Annotated in this window: 18 protein-coding genes and 1 tRNA gene; 5 read left to right on the forward strand and 14 right to left on the reverse strand. The window is 71.8% G+C overall.

The window, feature by feature from the left end; genetic code table 11:
• Positions 1-37: 37 nt before the first annotated feature.
• Together ABZ135_RS33550 and ABZ135_RS33555 are read right to left on the reverse strand one after the other, a co-directional pair.
• A tRNA-Met gene (locus tag ABZ135_RS33550) sits at positions 38-111 on the reverse strand.
• Between the two features lie 46 nt (positions 112-157).
• Positions 158-3142, reverse strand: a complete 2985-nt coding sequence (locus ABZ135_RS33555) for a UPF0182 family protein (RefSeq protein ID WP_356701268.1) — start codon at positions 3140-3142, stop codon at positions 158-160.
• 144 nt (positions 3143-3286) lie between these two features.
• Between ABZ135_RS33555 and ABZ135_RS33560 the strand changes: the two genes are divergently transcribed.
• The gene (locus tag ABZ135_RS33560; RefSeq protein WP_356701269.1) at positions 3287-3841 is read left to right on the forward strand and encodes a PPA1309 family protein; all 555 of its coding nucleotides are present in this window, start codon (positions 3287-3289) and stop codon (positions 3839-3841) included.
• Between the two features lie 55 nt (positions 3842-3896).
• On the opposite strand, the gene ABZ135_RS33565 is transcribed toward ABZ135_RS33560, so the two are convergent.
• The 4 genes from ABZ135_RS33565 to ABZ135_RS33580 form a co-directional block, all read right to left on the reverse strand.
• Positions 3897-4985 (reverse strand): PDZ domain-containing protein, encoded by a 1089-nt coding sequence (locus ABZ135_RS33565; RefSeq protein WP_356701271.1) that lies wholly within the window; start codon positions 4983-4985, stop codon positions 3897-3899.
• A gap of 96 nt (positions 4986-5081) precedes the next feature.
• Positions 5082-5360 carry a hypothetical protein gene (locus ABZ135_RS33570; protein ID WP_356701328.1) on the reverse strand — a complete coding sequence of 93 codons (279 nt, stop codon included), beginning with the start codon at positions 5358-5360 and terminating at the stop codon, positions 5082-5084.
• Between the two features lie 171 nt (positions 5361-5531).
• The gene (locus ABZ135_RS33575; protein WP_356701273.1) at positions 5532-5993 is read right to left on the reverse strand and encodes a molybdenum cofactor biosynthesis protein MoaE; all 462 of its coding nucleotides are present in this window, start codon (positions 5991-5993) and stop codon (positions 5532-5534) included.
• A 79-nt stretch (positions 5994-6072) separates the two neighbouring features.
• Positions 6073-7182: an SDR family oxidoreductase gene (locus tag ABZ135_RS33580; RefSeq protein ID WP_356701275.1), complete on the reverse strand. Its 1110-nt coding sequence runs from the start codon at positions 7180-7182 to the stop codon at positions 6073-6075.
• Between the two features lie 210 nt (positions 7183-7392).
• Here ABZ135_RS33580 and ABZ135_RS33585 point away from each other — a divergent pair, with 210 nt between their 5' ends.
• Both ABZ135_RS33585 and ABZ135_RS33590 read left to right on the forward strand, forming a co-directional pair.
• Complete coding sequence (locus ABZ135_RS33585) at positions 7393-8862, forward strand: zinc-dependent metalloprotease (protein WP_356701277.1); 1470 nt, start codon at positions 7393-7395, stop codon at positions 8860-8862.
• The gene (locus tag ABZ135_RS33590) at positions 8859-9386 is read left to right on the forward strand and encodes an NUDIX hydrolase (RefSeq protein WP_356701279.1); all 528 of its coding nucleotides are present in this window, start codon (positions 8859-8861) and stop codon (positions 9384-9386) included. The genes ABZ135_RS33585 and ABZ135_RS33590 overlap by 4 nt, the downstream gene beginning before the upstream one ends.
• Before the next feature lie 65 nt (positions 9387-9451).
• Here ABZ135_RS33590 and ABZ135_RS33595 read toward each other — a convergent pair whose 3' ends face one another.
• The 4 genes from ABZ135_RS33595 to ABZ135_RS33610 form a co-directional block, all read right to left on the reverse strand.
• On the reverse strand, positions 9452-10207 hold the full coding sequence (locus tag ABZ135_RS33595) for an AIM24 family protein (RefSeq protein ID WP_356701280.1): 756 nt from the start codon (positions 10205-10207) through the stop codon (positions 9452-9454).
• Between the two features lie 19 nt (positions 10208-10226).
• On the reverse strand, positions 10227-10907 hold the full coding sequence (locus ABZ135_RS33600; RefSeq protein WP_356701282.1) for an AIM24 family protein: 681 nt from the start codon (positions 10905-10907) through the stop codon (positions 10227-10229).
• Positions 10908-10921: 14 nt separating this feature from the next.
• Positions 10922-12553 carry a TerD family protein gene (locus tag ABZ135_RS33605; RefSeq protein ID WP_356701284.1) on the reverse strand — a complete coding sequence of 544 codons (1632 nt, stop codon included), beginning with the start codon at positions 12551-12553 and terminating at the stop codon, positions 10922-10924.
• 114 nt (positions 12554-12667) lie between these two features.
• The gene (locus ABZ135_RS33610) at positions 12668-13243 is read right to left on the reverse strand and encodes a M48 family metallopeptidase (protein ID WP_356701286.1); all 576 of its coding nucleotides are present in this window, start codon (positions 13241-13243) and stop codon (positions 12668-12670) included.
• Between the two features lie 153 nt (positions 13244-13396).
• Here ABZ135_RS33610 and ABZ135_RS33615 point away from each other — a divergent pair, with 153 nt between their 5' ends.
• Both ABZ135_RS33615 and ABZ135_RS33620 read left to right on the forward strand, forming a co-directional pair.
• Positions 13397-14566, forward strand: coding sequence for a ThiF family adenylyltransferase (locus ABZ135_RS33615; RefSeq protein ID WP_356701288.1), 1170 nt, complete (start codon positions 13397-13399; stop codon positions 14564-14566).
• Positions 14567-14606: 40 nt separating this feature from the next.
• Positions 14607-15959 (forward strand): AarF/ABC1/UbiB kinase family protein, encoded by a 1353-nt coding sequence (locus ABZ135_RS33620; RefSeq protein WP_356701290.1) that lies wholly within the window; start codon positions 14607-14609, stop codon positions 15957-15959.
• A 10-nt stretch (positions 15960-15969) separates the two neighbouring features.
• Here the strand turns inward: ABZ135_RS33620 and ABZ135_RS33625 are convergent, their stop codons facing one another.
• The 4 genes from ABZ135_RS33625 to ABZ135_RS33640 form a co-directional block, all read right to left on the reverse strand.
• Positions 15970-16152, reverse strand: coding sequence for a hypothetical protein (locus ABZ135_RS33625; protein ID WP_356701291.1), 183 nt, complete (start codon positions 16150-16152; stop codon positions 15970-15972).
• Between the two features lie 98 nt (positions 16153-16250).
• A complete protein-coding gene (locus ABZ135_RS33630; RefSeq protein WP_356701293.1) occupies positions 16251-16607 on the reverse strand; it encodes a hypothetical protein in 357 nt (118 codons plus the stop codon).
• Positions 16604-16981: a WhiB family transcriptional regulator gene (locus ABZ135_RS33635; protein ID WP_356701295.1), complete on the reverse strand. Its 378-nt coding sequence runs from the start codon at positions 16979-16981 to the stop codon at positions 16604-16606. The genes ABZ135_RS33630 and ABZ135_RS33635 overlap by 4 nt, the downstream gene beginning before the upstream one ends.
• 172 nt (positions 16982-17153) lie before the next feature.
• Positions 17154-17456, reverse strand: coding sequence for a hypothetical protein (locus tag ABZ135_RS33640; RefSeq protein WP_356701325.1), 303 nt, complete (start codon positions 17454-17456; stop codon positions 17154-17156).
• Between the last annotated feature and the right edge of the window lie 88 nt (positions 17457-17544).

Below are 17544 nucleotides of genomic sequence, written 5' to 3' on the forward strand. Positions count from 1 at the left end.
GGCCCGGATCCTGATGGATCCGGGCCCTCGTCTTCAGTAGCGGGGACAGGATTTGAACCTGCGACCTCTGGGTTATGAGCCCAGCGAGCTACCGAGCTGCTCCACCCCGCGTCGTGTGTTCACACGCTATCACGACGCGGAGCAGGGCTTTTACCGCTTAACGGCTCCCCGGGCTCGGGGTCGAGCTCGGAGCCGTGCTCGGGGTCGAGCTCGGAGTCGTGCTCGGGGTCGCGTTCGGCGTGGGCTTGGCGCCGCCGGCGCCGCTCTGGAGCTTCGCTCCCGCCTCCGCCGCCCGCTGGAGGGCGTCCTGCAGGGCCTCCTGGGACTTGCCGTAGGCCGCCCAGTCGCCCTTCTGCAGCGCCGCCTCACCGTCGTCGTACGCCTTCTGGGCGTCCGCGATGGCCTGCTTCAGCGCGGCGTCGTTCGTCACCGGCGCCGGAGGCTTCGTGCCCGGCGGCTGGGTGGCCGGCGGGGCGGTGCCCTCGACCCCGAAGACCGCGTTCAGCGCCGCCGTGAGGGTGTCCTCGAACACGGTGGTGTCCTTGGTCGTGTCCCCGTCCGGCTGGTCCGCGTCCACGTACGACACCGCGACCTTCTTCAGCAGCGGGTAGTGCGCGTTGCGGCCCTGGGCGTAGACCGGCTCGACGTACAGGAAGCCGCCGTCCAGCGGCACCGTGAGCAGGTTGCCGTACTGGATGTCGGAGTCGGCGCCCTTCATGTCACGGACGAACTGGGCGACCGACGGCAGGCTGTTGAGCTTGTTCTGCACCTGCTCGGGGCCCGGCACGTCCTCGCCGACCCGCAGCAGCCTTATCCGGCCGTAGTCCTTGCTGGTGGCATCGGCGTCCACCGTCATGAAGCCGCCCAGGTTGGGCCGCCCGTTCGGCGTGAACGTCGTCGTCAGCGAGAACTTCTGCGCCTGGTCCCCGGGCATCTTGATGCTCAGGTAGTACGGCGGGACCGCGTTGCCGTCCTTGTTGGTCGGGTCGTCCGGCACCTGCCAGGCGTCCGAGCCGCTGTAGAACTGCGCCGGGTCCTGCACGTGGTAGCGGGTGAGCAGCTCGCGCTGGACCTTGAACATGTCCTGCGGGTAGCGCAGGTGCTGCATGAGGTCGGGGTCGATCTGCTCACGGGCCTTGACCGTGCCCGGGAACGCCTTCATCCACGTCTTGAGGACCGGGTCCTGCTTGTCCCACTGGTAGAGGTTCACCGTGCCGTCGTACGCGTCGACGGTGGCCTTCACCGAGTTGCGGATGTAGTTGACCTGGTTCTGCTGGGCGACGACGGCGCGCTGCTGGTTGCCGACCGTCAGCGCGTCGGCCGTGGTCTCGCCCAGCGTGGTGCGCGAGGCGTACGGGTAGCCGTTGGTGGTGGTGTACGCGTCGACGATCCACTGGATGCGGCCGTCGACGACCGCCGGGTAGGCGTCGCCGTCGATGGTCAGCCAGGGCGCGACCGCCTCGACCCGCTCCTTGGGGGTGCGGTTGTAGAGGATCCGCGAGCCGTCGCCGATGGCCCCCGAGTAGAGGATCTGCGGCTCGCTGAAGGCGACCGCGTACGCCGCCCGGTTGAAGGTGTTGGAGAGGTTGACCCCGCTCTTGCCCTGGTAGCTGGTGGTCTTCTCGCCGTTCTCCTCGTAGTCGAGCTCCTTCTGGGGCCCGCCCACGATCGAGTACTGGTCGGTCTTCTCGCCGTAGTAGATGCGCTGCTCGTACGGGCCGAGTCCGCCCGTGGTCGGCAGCCCCTGCTCGGTGAAGATCGGCGAGCCGTTGGCGTCCGTCTGCGTACCCGTGGCCATGATCGCGCCGTAGCCGTGGGTGTAGGTGAAGTGGTCGTTGATCCAGTTCCGCTTCGGGATGCCGCGGATGTTGAGCTCGCGCAGACCGACCACGGTGTCCTTGCCCTGGTAGCGGTCCACGTCGAGGGTCAGCGGGAACTGGTAGTACTTCCGCTTCTGCTCGAGCTGCTGGAAGGTCGGCGACACGATGTTCGGGTCGATCAGCCGGTAGCTGGCCGCCGTGTCGGCGTCGCTCCGCAGCCGGTCCTTGTCCTTGACCGTCGACTTGCCCGAGTACTCCTCCGGCTTGGTGGAGTCGATGGCGTACGCCTTGCGGGTCGCGTCGATGTTCTTCTTGATGTACGGCGCTTCCTTGGCCTGCTCGTTCGGCTGGACCTGGAACTTCTGCACGATGGCCGGGTAGAGGCCGCCGATCAGGATCGCCGAGAGCACCATCAGGCCGAAGCCGATCACCGGAAGCTGCCAGGTGCGCCGCCACAGCGTCGCGAAGAACAGCACCGCGCAGATCACGGCGATGCAGAACAGGATCGTCTTCGCCGGCAGATAGGCGTTGGCGTCCACGTACCGCAGGCCGGTCCAGTTGCCGGTCGCCTTGAAGTCGCTGGACTTCACGGCCAGGCCGTAACGGTCGAGCCAGTACGCCACGGCCTTCAGCGACACGAAGACGCCGAGCAGCACCGACAGGTGCCCGGTGGCCGCGGCGGTCGCGCGGGCGCCCGGGCTGGTGATCCGCAGACCGCCGTACAGGTAGTGCGTGAGCGCGGCGGCGATCAGGGAGAGGACCGCGGCCGCGAAGCCGAAGGCCAGCAGGAAGCGGTACCAGGGCAGGTCGAAGGCGTAGAACGCCACGTCCAGCTTGAACTGCGGGTCCTTCTCGCCGAACGGGACCCCGTTCACCCACATCAGCCAGGTCCGCCACTGGCCGGAGGCGGAGGCGCCGGCGATCAGGCCGATCAGGGCCGTGACGGCGAGCAGCACCCACTTCTTGAAGGGCGCGATGCCCATCCGGTACCGGTCGAGGCTCTGCTGCTCCATCGACATCGCGCTCAGCGGCGGCCGCAGCCGGTACGCCAGCCAGATGTTCAGACCGACGGCCACGGCCATGAGCAGGCCGAAGACGAGGAAGAGACCGATCTTGGTCCACAGGGTGGTGGTGAAGACGGACTGGTACCGCACCGAGCGGTACCAGAGCCAGTCCGTCCAGAACCCGGCGAACATCACGAACGCCATGGCGAGGACCGCCAGGACGCCCAGCGTCATCAGCAGCGTACGGGCGCGCCGGGACGGGCGGCCGACTCTGATCCTTGGCCCGGAAGGACCTGTGCCGCCTCCGCGGTCCGGCATCTGGAAAGCCAACGTGCGCCCCTCGAGGTTGATGCGTCGAATGCGTCGATAAGCAGGCTCCGCGATCGTAGAGCCCACTGATGCAACTTACTGAGGCTTTACCTAGTTCCCGTGTTCCGGGGTGGAGGAGGCAGGATATTGCCCATGTCCAACCTTTCCCCCTCCGGTCCCCCGATGGCCGCGAGTCCCCTCACCCGTGCCGTACTCGAGATCGACGCCTACGCGGCCGGCCTCGGCTGGGACCGGCCGGCCCGGCTCTTCGCCCTGGTCGACACGGCCAGGCTGCGCGCCCAGGAGCCCTCGCTCGCCTCCCAGCTCGGTCTCGGCGAGGAGGCCGCCACCGCCTACACGCCGATCGAGCAGGAGGAGCTGCCGGCCGGCAAGCCCCTCGACGAGTTCCTCGGCACCATCGCCTGGCCCGACGCCGTGGCCGGCTGCGCGCTCACGGTCGAGCGGCTGATGCTGCCGCCGTCGGCCGAGGCGTCCGTGCCGAAGGACCTCGACGAGGCCGGACTGGCCGCGTGGGTGGCCCGGCACCCGGAGCGCCAGGAGGTCCGGATGACCGTCGCGGTGCTGCGGGACGGGGCGCGGGAGGCCGCGATCCGGCTGCGCGAGAAGGACTCGCCGACCGAGGTGCTGACCGGGCCCGACCTGGTGCCGGGCCTGGCGGACGCGCTGGCGGCGACCTTCGCGTCGTAGCGGACCGGGGCCCGGACGGGGGGCCGGGCCGCGCCGGGTCGGCCCCGTCCCGGCCTCAGCTCGTGGAACAGCGGGGCAGGGACGCCGTGTCGCCCTTGCGCAGCTTCTCCAGCGACTTCGTCGCGTCGTCGATCGTGTTCACCTTGATCAGGGTGAGGCCGGCGGGCGTGTCGGAGGCGGCCGCGGCGCAGTTGTCGGCCGGGGTGAGGAAGTACTCGGCGCCCGCCTTGCGCGCGCCGACCAGCTTCATCTCGATGCCGCCGATCGGGCCGACCTTGCCCTTGTCGTCGATGGTGCCGGTGCCGGCGACGAAGCGGCCGTCGGTGAGCGAGCCGGGGGTGAGCTTGTCGAGGATGCCGAGCGCGAACATCAGACCGGCGCTGGGGCCGCCGACGTCGGCGAGCTTGATGTCGATGGTGAACGGGAAGACGTGGTCGGTGCCGGCCTGGATGCCGACGATGGCCCGGTCGCCCTCCTTGGACCTGGCGGTCCTGAGGACCACCTTCTCGGTCCTGGTGGCGTCCCGGTGGGCCTTCTCCGCTGCGGCGGCCTCCTTCGCCGGGACGATGGTGAAGGTGACGTCCTGGCCGGGCCGGTGCTTGGTGACGAGCTTGGCGACGTCGCCCGGCGCCTTGACGGCCACGCCGTCCACGGCGCGGATGACGTCGCCGGCGTGCAGCTTCCCCTCGGCGGGGGTGCCCTTGACGACGGTGGCGACGACGACCCGGGTGGTGACCGGGATGCCGAGCTCCTGGAGGGCCGCGACCTTGGCGCTCTCCTGCGACTGGGAGAACTCCTCGGCGTTCTCCTGGCTCGACTGCTCCTCGGTCTTGCCGTCCGGGTAGAGCGTGTCGTGCGGCACCACGACGCTGTCGTGGGCCAGCCAGCCGTAGACGGCCTCGACCGCGTTCATCTTGTAGTCCGCGCTGGTGACCCGGACGGTCGTCATGTTGAGGTGGCCGGACGTCGGGTACGTCTGACGTCCCGAGATCTGCAGGACCGGCTCTCCGCGCGCCTCACCGAGGGTGTTCACCGTGGGGCCGGGGCTCATCTCCGCGTAGGGCACCGGGATGAGGACGCCGACACAGAGCAGCGTGATCAGGACCAGGGTGGAGGCGAGCATCGTCGCAGTGCGGCGTGGCATGGAACGACAGTACGGGACCGGTCTGTGAGCGCACCCCTGGGGCGGTCCGTACGGGGCTTCTGCACGGGGCCTCTGTAAGGGGCTTCCGTACGGGGATCAGCCGGTGGTCGTCGCCGCGGACGCCTCGCGGTCGGACAACGCCGAAGCGGAGGCGGAGGGGGAGGTGGAGGCGGCGGACGCGGGGTGGTGGGCGGGGCTGCGCGTGGGGGCGGGGGTGGGAGTCGCGTGGGACCGCTCCATGGCGTCCCGGAATCGCGCGTATCCGGCGAGCTCGGCGACGTCGCCTATCGTCTTGTCCCTCTGGGCCCAGCTTCCCCATATCGCCGCGCCGACGACGGCGAAAAGCGGAATCAGCAACCAGGCGAGCGCAGCCATCCCGACCTCCCATCCCCAGTGGTCACCAGTGAGTCGATCAGCAGATTATTCATCCGCGGGATCAACGCTCACGCCTGGGGGGCGGTTACGCAAATCGGGCCGTTCGACTACTGGTCGTCGGCGTGGCGCCTTGCTGTGGCGTCGTCACTCACCGCGCCCAGCGCGGGCCTCTCAGCAGGCGCCGACCCACTCCTCGGTGCCGTCCGAGAACGTCTGGTGCTTCCAGATGGGGACCTCGTGCTTGAGGTCGTCGATCAACTGGCGGCACGCCTGGAACGCCTCGCCGCGGTGCGGGCAGGAGACGGCGACGACCACGGCGATGTCACCCACATGGAGGTCACCCACCCGGTGGACGGCGGCCAGGGCGCGCACGGGGTGGTTCGCGACGACCTTCTCGGCGACCCGGCGCATCTCCGCCTCGGCGGTGGGGTGGCAGGAGTAGCCGAGGGCGTCCACGTCGGCGCCGCCGTCGTGGTTGCGCACCGTGCCCACGAACAGGGTCGTGCCGCCCGCGGCGTCGTCGCCGACCGCGCGGAAGACCTCGTCGACGGAGAGCGGGGTGTCACGGATCGCGAGGAGCTTGATCGGGTCGTCCGCGGCCCGCTCGCCCGGGTGGTCATGCGTGTCTGCCATGACTCCATCGTGCCGTACGGCACCGACGACGCGGAATGGCGTTTTCGACCGGCAAGAGCGGACCCTCCGTAGGAGGGTCCTACAGGCCGCGCCGCTTCCGCATCTGCCGGACGAGGGCCGCCGTGCCGAGCAGCGCCACCGTGGCACCGGCCGCGCCCGCCGCCGTCGCGTCCTTGCGGCCGAGCCGGCGGCCCGCGACGGTGTGCCGGCCCTCCACCTCCTCCAGGAGCGCGGCGAGCACCTCCTCGTTGGTCCACCGGGGCCGCCAGCCGGCGTCGTGCAGCCGGCCGACGCTGACCACCCAGGGGTGCATCGTGTAGGCGAGGTCGCCGGCCGGAGAGGGGGTCAGGCCGATCCGGTGCAGCCGGGCCGCCGCGCCGAGCGCCACCGCGGAGGGCAGCTCCATGCGCCGGATGCCGGACAGCTCCTCGACCTCCTCCTGTTCGAGCCAGCCCTCGCAGCCGACCGCGAACTCGCCGTCGACCTTCTCCAGGGCCGCGTACTCCAGGGCGCTGACCAGGTCGTCGACGTGGCAGAACTGCCAGGTGGGGCGGGATCCGGCGACGACCAGCAGCCGGGGCGACTCGAAGTAGCGGGTCAGCGCGGTGTCCGTGCCGCCCACCAGGACGGCCGGCCGGACCACCGTCACGTTGAGCCCGGGGTGCGCGCGGGGCGCGCGGCGGGCGAGGCGCTCGATCTCCAGCAGGTCGCCCACGCCGGTGGCCTCGGCGGTGGCGCGCAGCTCGGCGTCCTCGGAGAGCGGGATGTCGTTGTCGGGCAGCGCGCCGTAGACCATGGCGGAGGTGCACAGGACGACCCGGTGCACCCCGGCCGCGGCGGCGGCGGTGAGCACGGTCTGGGTGCCGCGCACGTTGTAGGCCGTGCGGGCGGCGGGGTCGGTCTCCAGGTCGAGGTCGACGGCGAGGTGCACGACGACGTCCGCGCCGCGCAGCTTCTCGGCGATGGCGGGGTCGCGCACGTCGAGGATGTGCCATCGCGCCTCGGGCACGTCGCCGCGCCGCTCGTCGATCGCGACGACCTGCCTGACCTCCTCGGACGCGGCGAGGCGCCGGGTCAGCAGGTCACCGACGCCGGACGCGGCACCGGTGACCGCGACGACGGGGCCGCGCGCGGCGGACCGGGTTGAGGGGTTTCGCGCTGCGCGAACCTGAGGATCTGGGGAACTCACCGGGCGTCTCCAGCGGTTGTCTTCAGTACGTACCCGAATGACGCGTACGTACCAGGTGGCGTCCATCCTGCCGCAGCCCACGGCCCGGCGGAGCACCGAGCCCGGATCCGGTGCGGATGTCTACGCTGGTGGTGTGGAGTCGGGGAGGCGAGCCGAGCCGAGAGCCCGCCGTCGGCAGGAAGCCGGCGGCCTGACGAGCCGAGGAAACCTGTGAGTGACACCCCATTCGGATTCGGCCTTCCGCCGGAGGAGCCGGAGAACGGCGACGAGGGCAAGAAGAAGGACCCCGCCGGAGGTGGCCAGGGGTCCGGTGGACAGGGGCCCGGTGGCCAGGGCGGCGGTGCGTTCGGCTTCGGCTTCCCGGGCATGGGCATGAGCATGGGCGGGCCGGGCGGCGCGGACAATCCGTTCGCCGCGATGTTCGGCTCGATGAACCCCCAGGACCTGGGCGCCGCCTTCCAGCAGCTCGGCCAGATGCTCAGCTACGAGGGCGGGCCGGTCAACTGGGAGATGGCCAAGCAGATCGCCCGCCAGGTCGTCGCGCAGGGCACGGCCGACGGCACCAAGGACGAGAGCGTCGGCCCGGCCGAGAAGGCCGCGGTCGAGGAGGCGGTGCGTCTCGCCGACCTGTGGCTCGACCAGGTCACCTCGCTGCCCTCGGGCGCGGGCACGGCCGTGGCGTGGAGCCGCGCCGAGTGGGTCGAGGCGACGCTGCCGGCCTGGCAGCAGCTCGTCGACCCGGTCGCCGAGCGGGTCGGCGCGGCGATGGGCGACGTGCTGCCGGAGGAGATGCAGGCCATGGCGGGCCCGCTGATCGGCATGATGCGCTCCATGGGCGGCGCCATGTTCGGTCAGCAGATCGGTCAGGCCGTGGGCGTGCTCGCGGGTGAGGTCGTCGGCTCGACGGACGTCGGCCTGCCGCTCGGCCCGGCCGGCAAGGCGGCGCTGCTCCCGCTGAACGTGGCCGCCTTCGGCAAGGACCTGGGCGTCCCGTCCGACGAGGTCCGGCTCTATCTGGCCCTGCGCGAGGCCGCTCACCAGCGTCTTTTCGCGCATGTGCCGTGGTTGCGCTCGCATCTGTTCGGCGCGGTCGAGGGCTATGCCCGAGGGATCAAGGTCGACACCTCCAAGCTGGAGGAGGCGGTGGGCCAGCTCGACCCGAGCCACCCCGAGCAGTTGCAGGAGGCGCTCCAGCAGGGCATGTTCCAGCCGGAGGACACGCCGGAGCAGAAGGCCGCGCTGGCCCGTCTGGAGACGGCGCTCGCGCTGGTCGAGGGCTGGGTGGACGCGGTGGTGCACGAGGCCGCGAAGTCCCGGCTCACCTCGGCGGACGCGCTGCGCGAGACGCTGCGCCGCCGGCGGGCGACGGGCGGCCCCGCGGAGCAGACCTTCGCGACCCTGATCGGTCTCCAGCTTCGTCCGCGCCGCCTGCGGGACGCCGCACGGCTGTGGGCCTCGCTCACGGACGCGCGCGGGGTGGACGGCCGGGACGGCCTGTGGGAGCACCCGGACATGCTGCCGACGGCGACGGATCTGGACGACCCGGACGGCTTCGTCCACCGCGAGCACCTGGACTTCTCCGAGCTCGACAAGATGCTCGGCGAGGCGGCCGAGGGCCGCTCCGAGGGCCGGGGCGACGGCAGCGAGGGCGACGAGGGCAAGGACGACACCCAGAAGTGAGCCTGTACGACGACGCAGTCCTGGTGCTGAAGGGGTACGAGGACCAGCCGGAGCTCCGTGACGTCTATCTGGAGCACCTGGCCGCCCATCCGGACGGCATGTACAAACCCTGCGAGGCCGGTCACCTCACCAGCAGCGCGCTGGTGATCGACCCCACGCGGGGGCAGGTGCTGCTGACCCTGCACAAGAAGCTGGGGATGTGGCTCCAGATGGGCGGGCACTGCGAGCCGGGCGACCCGACCCTGGAGGCGGCGGCCCTGCGCGAGGCCCGGGAGGAGTCGGGGATCGCGACGGGTCTGACGCTCCTGCCGGGCGGGCCCGTGCGCCTCGACCGGCATCCGATCCCGGCGCCGTGCCACTGGCACCTGGACGTGCAGTACGCGGCGCTGGCGCCGGCCGGGGCCGCGGCGGAGATCAGCGACGAGTCGCTGGACCTGCGCTGGTTCGGTTACGACGAGGTGGCGGGCGTGGCGGACACCTCGGTGGTCCGGCTCCTCGAGGGAACGCTGGCCCGGCTGAGCTGAGCACCCCTCTTATAAGGGGCGGCCTCCCTGGGAGGCCGCCCCTTACTCAGGTGTCCTGCGGCTGCTCAGTTCCAGGCGTTGTTCTGGTTCTGGGAGCGCGAGCCGTGCTGGCCGACCCCGAACTGGGCGGCGACGCCCTGCCCGAGGGCGGCGTTCTGCGGCGGCATGACCTCGCTCGGCTGGACCAGCGCGAAGCCCTGGCCGAGGAAGCTGAGCTCCCAGCCCTCGCCGGTGTTGCCGCGGCGGCGCATCACGCTGCTGTTGACCGTCTGGGCCTGCATCTGGACCCGCAGCCCGGTGGACCAGGCGACGATCGCGTCCGCGTCGACGCTGACGTACTTCTCGGGCGTGACCTGCATCATCAGCGGCTGGCCCGAGGTCATCAGGGCGACCTTGCCACGGCCGGAGATGTTGAGCTGGTACTTGCCGGTGCCGGAGATGCCGTACTGGCTGTCCACGGCGATGACCTCGGTGTGCAGCGTCGAGTCGAGCGCCAGGACGTACGAGCTGTCGACGGTCAGGCCCTCCTGCTCGACCTCCACGACGTGGATGTACTGGGCGAGGTTGGCGAAGTAGACCGTGCCCTGACCGGAGCAGCGCATCAGGTCGAGGCCCTCGCCGGTGCGGGCGCGGGCCCGGCGCTGGCTCGGGGTCTGGTACTCGCCGTCGAAGTCGACGAGACCCTGGTAGGCGACCATCGCGCCCTTGCGGGCCAGGATGTCGTCCGAGCCGCCCAGGGTGACCCGCAGGAGCTGCGGGTTCTGGATGACGTAGCGCTCCTGGCTCTGCTGTTCCGCGTGGTTGAAAAGCGGGCTCTGCATGGTGTGTTCTCGCTCCCCCTCAGCCCCGGACCCGCAGGCGGTCGGTGCTGTCCTCGCTCGGCTGTACGACGACGATGCCCTGGCCCGAGAAGGCCATCTGATACGCCTCGCCGCTGCCCCGCCCGATGAGCGAACCGGCCTTGAAGCTGCGCTTGCCCTTGACCTTCAGATTCGGCGACCAGGCGACGAGCGCGTCCGGGTCGACGTACGTCTCGTCCTCGCCCCGGCCGCAGTCGACGACGATCGGCGTGCCGCGCGAGGTGAGGGCGACCCATCCGGTGCCCGCGATCTCGACGTTGAACAGGCCCTGGCCGGCGAACTTGGCGAGGCCCTTGACCCGCTCGACGCCCCACTGGAGGTGGGCGTCGAAGGCGAGCACATTGGTGCCGTTGACGGAGATCGAGTCGTTCTGGAGGTTGATCACGACGACGTCGGCGCCGTAGTCGGCGAGGTAGAGCAGTCCGTCGCCGGAGCACTTCATGACCGGCGCGCCTTCGCCGGTGGCCCATGCCTGGGCGACCTGGCGCACGGCGGGCGGGTTGGGCTCGTAGGTGATGAAGCCCTCGTAGGCGACCATCGAGCCGGTACGCGCGTACAGGTCCTGGCCGCTGGCCATGGCGACCTTCAGCATGGAGCGGCCGTGGTTCTCCATACGGGCCGTGATCGGGGTCGGGGCGTAGCCCGCGAGTTGCTGGTTCATGGTTCCGGGCTCCCTCAGACCTCGTAGGGCTGGACGACGATGAAGTTGCCGGGGGCGCCCCGGAACTGGAGGTTCACGGTCTCCCCGCTGTGGCCCGGGTAGGCGTTGCGGCGCAGCCTGACCTGGCTGGAGAGGATGACCTGGGAGGCGGCCGACCAGGCGACGACGGCGTTGCAGTCGGCGAAGGTGGTCGGCGTGACGGGCAGGACGACCGGGATGCCGTGGGTCTTCACGACGACGGTGCCGGTGCCCTGGAACTGCATGGTGAACAGGGCGCCGCCGGGGATGCCGTGGCCCTCGATGCGCCGCACCTCGTACTGCAGCGACTCGTCGAAGGCGAGCACGTTCTCGGCGGAGACGCAGATGGCGTCGCCCTGGAGCTCGATCGGGTGCAGATGGGCGCCGCCCTCGGCGAGGAAGACCTGGCCGCGGCCGGTGCAGCGCATCAGCTCCATCTCCTGGCCGGTGGCGTTGCCGACGATCCGGCCGGTGAATCCGGCTCCCTTGTGGGCGAATTCGACCTTGCCCTGGTACATGACCATGGAGCCCTGCCGGGCCAGGACGGGCACGCCGCCCATGGCCAGGTCGACCCGCATGAGCTGCTGGTTCTGCGGGGTCCAGCGGGTGCCGGTCGGCGTCTCCTTGTACGGCGCGAGCGCGGCGGCGAGCCCGGCGCCGGTGGCGGGCGCGCCCTGGGGGACGCCCTGCGGCAGGCCCGGCTGCTGCGGGACCTGGCCGAACTGCGGGGGCTGCGGCTGCTGCCCGTACGGACCGGGGGCCGGCTGGCCGTAGGGGGCGGGGGCGCCCGGCGGCGGCACCTGGCCGGGCATCTGCCCGGGCACCTGACCGGGGACCTGGCCGAACTGCGGGGGCTGCGGCGGCTGTCCGTACGGCCCGGGGGCGGCCGGGGCCGGGGCGGGGGCGGGTGCCGGGGGCGCCATGGGCGCGGCCATCGTCGGGGCCGCGTGCACGGGTGCGGGAGCCGGGGCCGGGGCCGGGGCGGGGGCGGGTGCCTGGGGCGCGGCCGGCGCGCCGAACGCCGGAGGCGCGGCGGACTGCGGCGGCGGGGCGAAACCGGGGGCGGCGGCCGGCGGCTGCTGCTGCGCGGCGGGCTGCTCCTCGGCGACCTCGCCGCCGAAGTTCTTCAGCAGCGCCTCCAGGCCGCCGTCGAAGCCCTGGCCGACGGCGGCGAACCGCCAGACGTCCTTCAGATAGAAGTCGCCCAGCATCACCGCGCGTTCGGTGGTGAACTCGGCGCCGGTAAAGGCGTAGCGGGCGACCTCCTCGCCGCCCGCGACGATCCGGATCCAGCCGGGGCCGACCTGCGACATCTGCCCGGCACCGTCGATCGTCGCCGTGAACGACAGCTTGTGGATGTGCGCGGGGATGCGGTCGAGGGTGACCCGGAAGGACTCGGTGTCGCCGGACTGCGCGCCCAGGAGCTGGATGGACTCCTCCGGCGACTTGGGCTGGTTGAAGAAGACGAAGTAGCGGTCGTCGGAGAGCCGCTCGTTCGCGTCCAGGCCGAAGCAACTGATGTCGAAGGTCAGCCCGGGCCCCGAGATCTGCACACCCACGTACAGATCGGTCCCCGCCGTGAGATCACTGATCTTGGCCTTGTGGCCCCGTTGGAATTCCCTGGCCATATGTGACGACCGTCCCCCATCCCGAATTACGAATGCGTCGCGCCAGGCTAACGGCTGCTCGTGACATCGCGGCAAGCCCGTACGCGATCGGTACAGAACCGCAGCAGGACGGCGTCACTCTCCGCGCACGTCCGGCGGCCGCGGCAACCGGGCGGCGGCCACCACGCCCTCCAGATAGCCGCGGGCCCGCTCGGTGCGCGGATACGCCTCCAGGAGCCGCCAGAACCGCGGCCCGTGGCCGGGCACGAGCAGATGGGCCAGCTCGTGGCACAGGACGTAGTCGACGACGTACTCCGGCATGCCCTGGAGCCGGTGGGAGAGCCGGATGCTGCCCTCGGAGGGCGTGCAGGAGCCCCAGCGGGTGTTCTGGTTGGTGACCCAGCGGACGGACGTGGGGCGGGCCCGCCCGCCGAAGTACTGCTCCGACAGGCGCTCGGCGCGCTCGGTCAGCTCCCGGTCGCCGAGGACGCTCCTGCTCTCCTGGGCCGCGAGCTTGTCCAGCATCACGGTGACCCAGCGCCGCTCCTCCGCCTCCGACATCCGGGCCGGGATGAGCACGATCGTCCGGTCGCCCTCGCGGTAGGCGGAGACCGTGCGGCTGCGGCGGGAGCTCCTGCGGACCTCGACCGCGCCCGCCCCGGAGCCGCGGGAGGGTCCGCTGGTCACGCTGCGCTGTGGGTCGGCCGGCACGGCCCCGACGTTACCCGCTGTCAGCACGCGAAGTCCCGCACCATTCGAATGATTAATCCCTCACCCTGTGGACAACTTTCCGCGCCGCCCGCGCGGCCCCGGCAATCTGAGCTGCGGAAGGACCGAGCGAAAGATCGTTCACGGGGGTGGGTCATGCATCCGATGGTGAAACCGGCGTTGCGGCGTGCCTGGCGGAATCTGGAGTACGTGCAGTTCGGGGTGACACCCGCGCACGCGGTAGTCCTGGGGCCGGTCGACACGACCACCGGCAGTCTGATCGGTCTGCTCGACGGGACGCGCGGCATGGATCTGCTGCGGGCGGAGGCGGCGGCCCTCGGTCTCGCCGACGGCCGGCTCGAAGCCCTGATCGGCCGGCTCGCCGCCGCCGGGCTGATCGCCGACGCGTCGGTGCGGCCACCCGGGGGACCGCCGGGCGGGCCCTCGGCCGGGCGGCCGGAGCGGGCGGACGCGGAGCTCGATCCGGTGCGCGCGGACCTGGCCTCGCTGTCCGTCGTGCACCGGGCGCCGGACGGGGCGCCGAGGACCTTGGCCGCCCGGCGGTCGCTGCGGGTGCAGGTGCGCGGCGCGGGACGGGTGGGCGCGGCGGTGGCGGCGCTCCTGTCGGCGGCGGGCGTCGGGCGGGTGGAGGTCCTGGACTCCGGCACCGTCGCCCCGTGGGAGGTCTCGCCCGCCGGACTGCCGGCCGAGGCCGTCGGTGAGCGCCGGGCGGTGGCGGCCCGGCGGCTCGTGCGGCGGGCGGCTCCGGGCGGGCGGCCGCCCGGCGGGGGCCGGGCCGCACCGGGTGACGCAGGCGGCGAGCCCGGTCTGTCCCTCGTCGTGGTGACCCCGCGGGACGGTCTCGGGGCGTATGTGCCCGATCCGCTGCCGGCCGAGGCGTGGCTCACCACCGGCACGCCCCATCTGTACGCGGGCGTGCTCGAAGCCACCGGTGTGGTGGGCCCGTTGGTGCTGCCCGGCGGGACCGCGTGCGCGGGGTGCATGCAGCGGGAGCGGGCCGACCGGGAGCCGGTCTGGCCGCGTCTCCCGGCCCAATGGCGCTCCGGCGCCGCCCCTCCGCTGCCGGCCTGCGACGTGGGGCTCGCGACGGCGGTCGCGGGGCTCGCCGCCGGGCACGCCCTGGCCTTCCTGGACGGGGACCTGCCGTCCAGCGTGGGCGCGCGCTGGGAGGTGTCGTTGCCGCTGCTCGACTGGCGTTCGGCGCCGGTGCGGGCCCACCCGGCGTGTCCGTGCGGGGCGCATCGCGGCGTGGAAGGGGAGCGCGCCTCGGCGTCCGGGAGTGCGCACGACACAATGGCGGGGTAACGACTCCGCGTGGCACGGCAGTCTGGGACCTGGAGGGCGCATGTCTGATCTTCCCCGGAAGGCGGTCACCCGGACCGCCAAACTGGCCGCGTTGCCGCTCGGCTTCGCCGGGCGGGCCACATGGGGCCTGGGAAAGCGGATCGGTGGGAAGTCGGCGGAGATCGTCGCGCGGGAGCTCCAGCAGCGCACGGCGGAGCAGTTGTTCCGTGTGCTCGGGGAGTTGAAGGGCGGCGCGATGAAGTTCGGGCAGGCCCTGTCCGTCTTCGAGTCGGCGCTGCCCGAGGAGGTGGCCGGGCCCTACCGGGCGGCGCTCACCAAGCTGCAGGACGCCGCGCCGCCGATGCCGACGCGGACCGTGCACACGGTGCTCGCCGAACGGCTCGGCGAGGGGTGGCGGGAGCTGTTCCTGGAGTTCGAGGACAAGCCGGCCGCGGCCGCCTCGATCGGGCAGGTGCACCGGGCGGTGTGGCACGACGGCCGCGAGGTCGCGGTGAAGGTGCAGTATCCGGGGGCGGGCGACGCCCTGCTGTCGGACCTGGCGCAGCTCGGCCGGTTCGCCCGGCTGCTCGGGCCGCTGATCCCCGGCATGGACATCAAGCCCCTGATCACGGAGCTGCGCGACCGGGTCGCGGAGGAGCTGGACTACGGCCTGGAGGCGTCGGCGCAGCGGGCGCACGCGGAGGAGTTCGCGGACGACCCGGACGTGGTGGTGCCGGCGGTGGTGCACCAGTCGGAGCAGGTGCTGGTGACGGAGTGGATGGAAGGCGTCCCGCTGTCGGAGGTGATCGCGGACGGCACACCGGAGCAGCGGGACCGGGCCGGGCAGTTGCTCGCCCGCTTCCTCTTCTCCGGGCCCGCGCGCACGGGCCTGCTGCACGCCGATCCGCATCCCGGCAACTTCCGGCTGCTGCCCGGGCCCGAGGGCGAGGACGGCGACCCGGGGTCCTGGCGGCTCGGGGTGCTGGACTTCGGCACCGTGGACCGGCTGCCGGGCGGCCTTCCGGAGACGATCGGCACCTGTCTGCGCATGACGCTTGCCGGGCGGGCGGAGCGGGTCTACGAACTGCTGTGCGCGGAGGGCTTCGTGAAGGAGTCCGTCGCGCTCGACCCGGACGAGGTCCTGGAGTATCTGCTGCCGATCATCGAGCCGGCCGAGGTGGACGCGTTCGGGTTCACCCGCGGCTGGATGCGCGCCCAGGCCGCCCGGCTCGCCGATCCCCGCTCCCCCGCGCACCAGTTGGGCAAGCAGCTCAATCTGCCGCCCTCGTATCTGCTGATACACCGTGTGACCTTGAGCACGATCGGGGTGCTGTGCCAGTTGGGCGCGACGGTGCGGCTGCGGGACGAGCTGGAGGAGTGGCTGCCCGGCTTCGTGGAGGAGGAACCGGTCTGAGCGGGGCCGGTCACCACCAGGACGAGTCGAGGCGGCCCTCGATGGCCCTGAGGTTGGCGCGGGCGCAGTCCTCGCAGAAGTAGTGGCGGGTGCCGTTCTCCACCGAGCAGGTCCAGGTCACGGGCAGTTCCGGGGCGGTCCTGCCGCAGCGGGCGCAGACGTAGGGGTGCTCCGGGGTGGTGGCGTCGTTCACCTTGGTGACGATAACCCGGCGGCCACCCGCAGCGTGGGCAACGCACCGCGGGGGCCGGTCCGTTCGGACCGGCCCCCGCGGTGGGAAGGGTGCCTGGCTCAGTGCATGACGGCCATGGCGAGCGCGCGGCGGGCGCGCATCGACACGCGCTCGGCGCGCCGCTGCATCCGCCGGGCGGCGACCAGGCGCACGGCCTGGCGTTCCGCGTCGGCTTCCCGCAGGCGGTCGTGCATATGGGCACGGGCCAGGGCTTCTGGAATGAGTTGCATTTCACGGGTCCTGTTCTGGCGCGAGCGGTTCGCACCACTGATCGAAACGTCTGGGGTCGCGGAGCCGGAGGGCTCGTGGGCGGACGAGGTCATCGGGGCCTGCTTCTGGGGATCGTGCGTGAGGGGGCGGTCAATGGTTCCGGTGCGCGTGAGGTTGGGGGTCGCCCCCCAGGTGATGGCGGTCATGCGACGACCGGGTTCTTGCGCGGGCGGCCACGGGGCCGCTTGCGGGCCACGACCACGCCCTGGACGAAGAGCTCCCCACCCCAGACGCCCCAGGGCTCGCGGCGCTCCTTGGCGCCGGCGAGGCATGCCTCCATGAGCGGGCAGGTCCGGCAGAGCGACTTGGCGTACTCGACGTCGGCCGGGGACTCGGCGAAGAAGACCTCGGGGTCGTACGAGCGGCAGGGGACGGGCACACCGAGGTTCTCGATGGCGTCGTCGAGCGCGGTGAGCGCGGTGAGGGGGGCGAGGGGGGTCAAGGCGGAGTCCTCCGTGAGGCCGGGCGGGGGGATCGTTTCGGAAGGCGGTACGGACGGGGCGTGCGCTTCGAGTTGCACGGGTTTTCTTCCTCGTCTGGTCGTTCCGGCCTGTTGGCCGGGGTTTGGCTGGTACCGGGTTCTGCTGGTCCCGAGGCCCCCTCGCTCCGTCAGCCCCGTTCGGGGACAAACAGAAGGGCCGCGGATCCCTGATGGGGTTCCGCGGCCCTGAAGGCGCCGGCCTGATCGTCGATCAGGCTGGATCACTCCAGGGTTCGAGCCCACGGAAGGCCCACATCGTGTGGTGCTGCGTCGTCTGCTGCTGAATGCCGGCACCGGTCGCCGCAAAGCCATAGGCAGCGGCCTTGGCCGTGCCCACCACTCCTGCTTCCAGTGCCTTGGTCGGTCGCTCATTGCGCTCCGGCCGGTCCATCAGGAGGCCGGGCATGCCGAGAACGGGCAGGCCGGCGCCGGACAGACCACTGCCAAGGAGCACGGAGGACGCGACGGCGGAGGCGCCGAGCGAGCAGGCGGAGACGACCGAGCGATCGGTCATTTTGGCGGTGCGGGTCTTGATGTTCTTGATGGTGCTGATCACTGGAATCGCCTCCTCTCGGCGTCTCGGAGGGCTCGGGGTGAGCCGG

The sequence above is a fragment of the Streptomyces sp. NPDC006339 genome (assembly GCF_040612775.1).
In the GTDB taxonomy this organism is placed as follows: Bacteria; Actinomycetota; Actinomycetes; order Streptomycetales; family Streptomycetaceae; genus Streptomyces.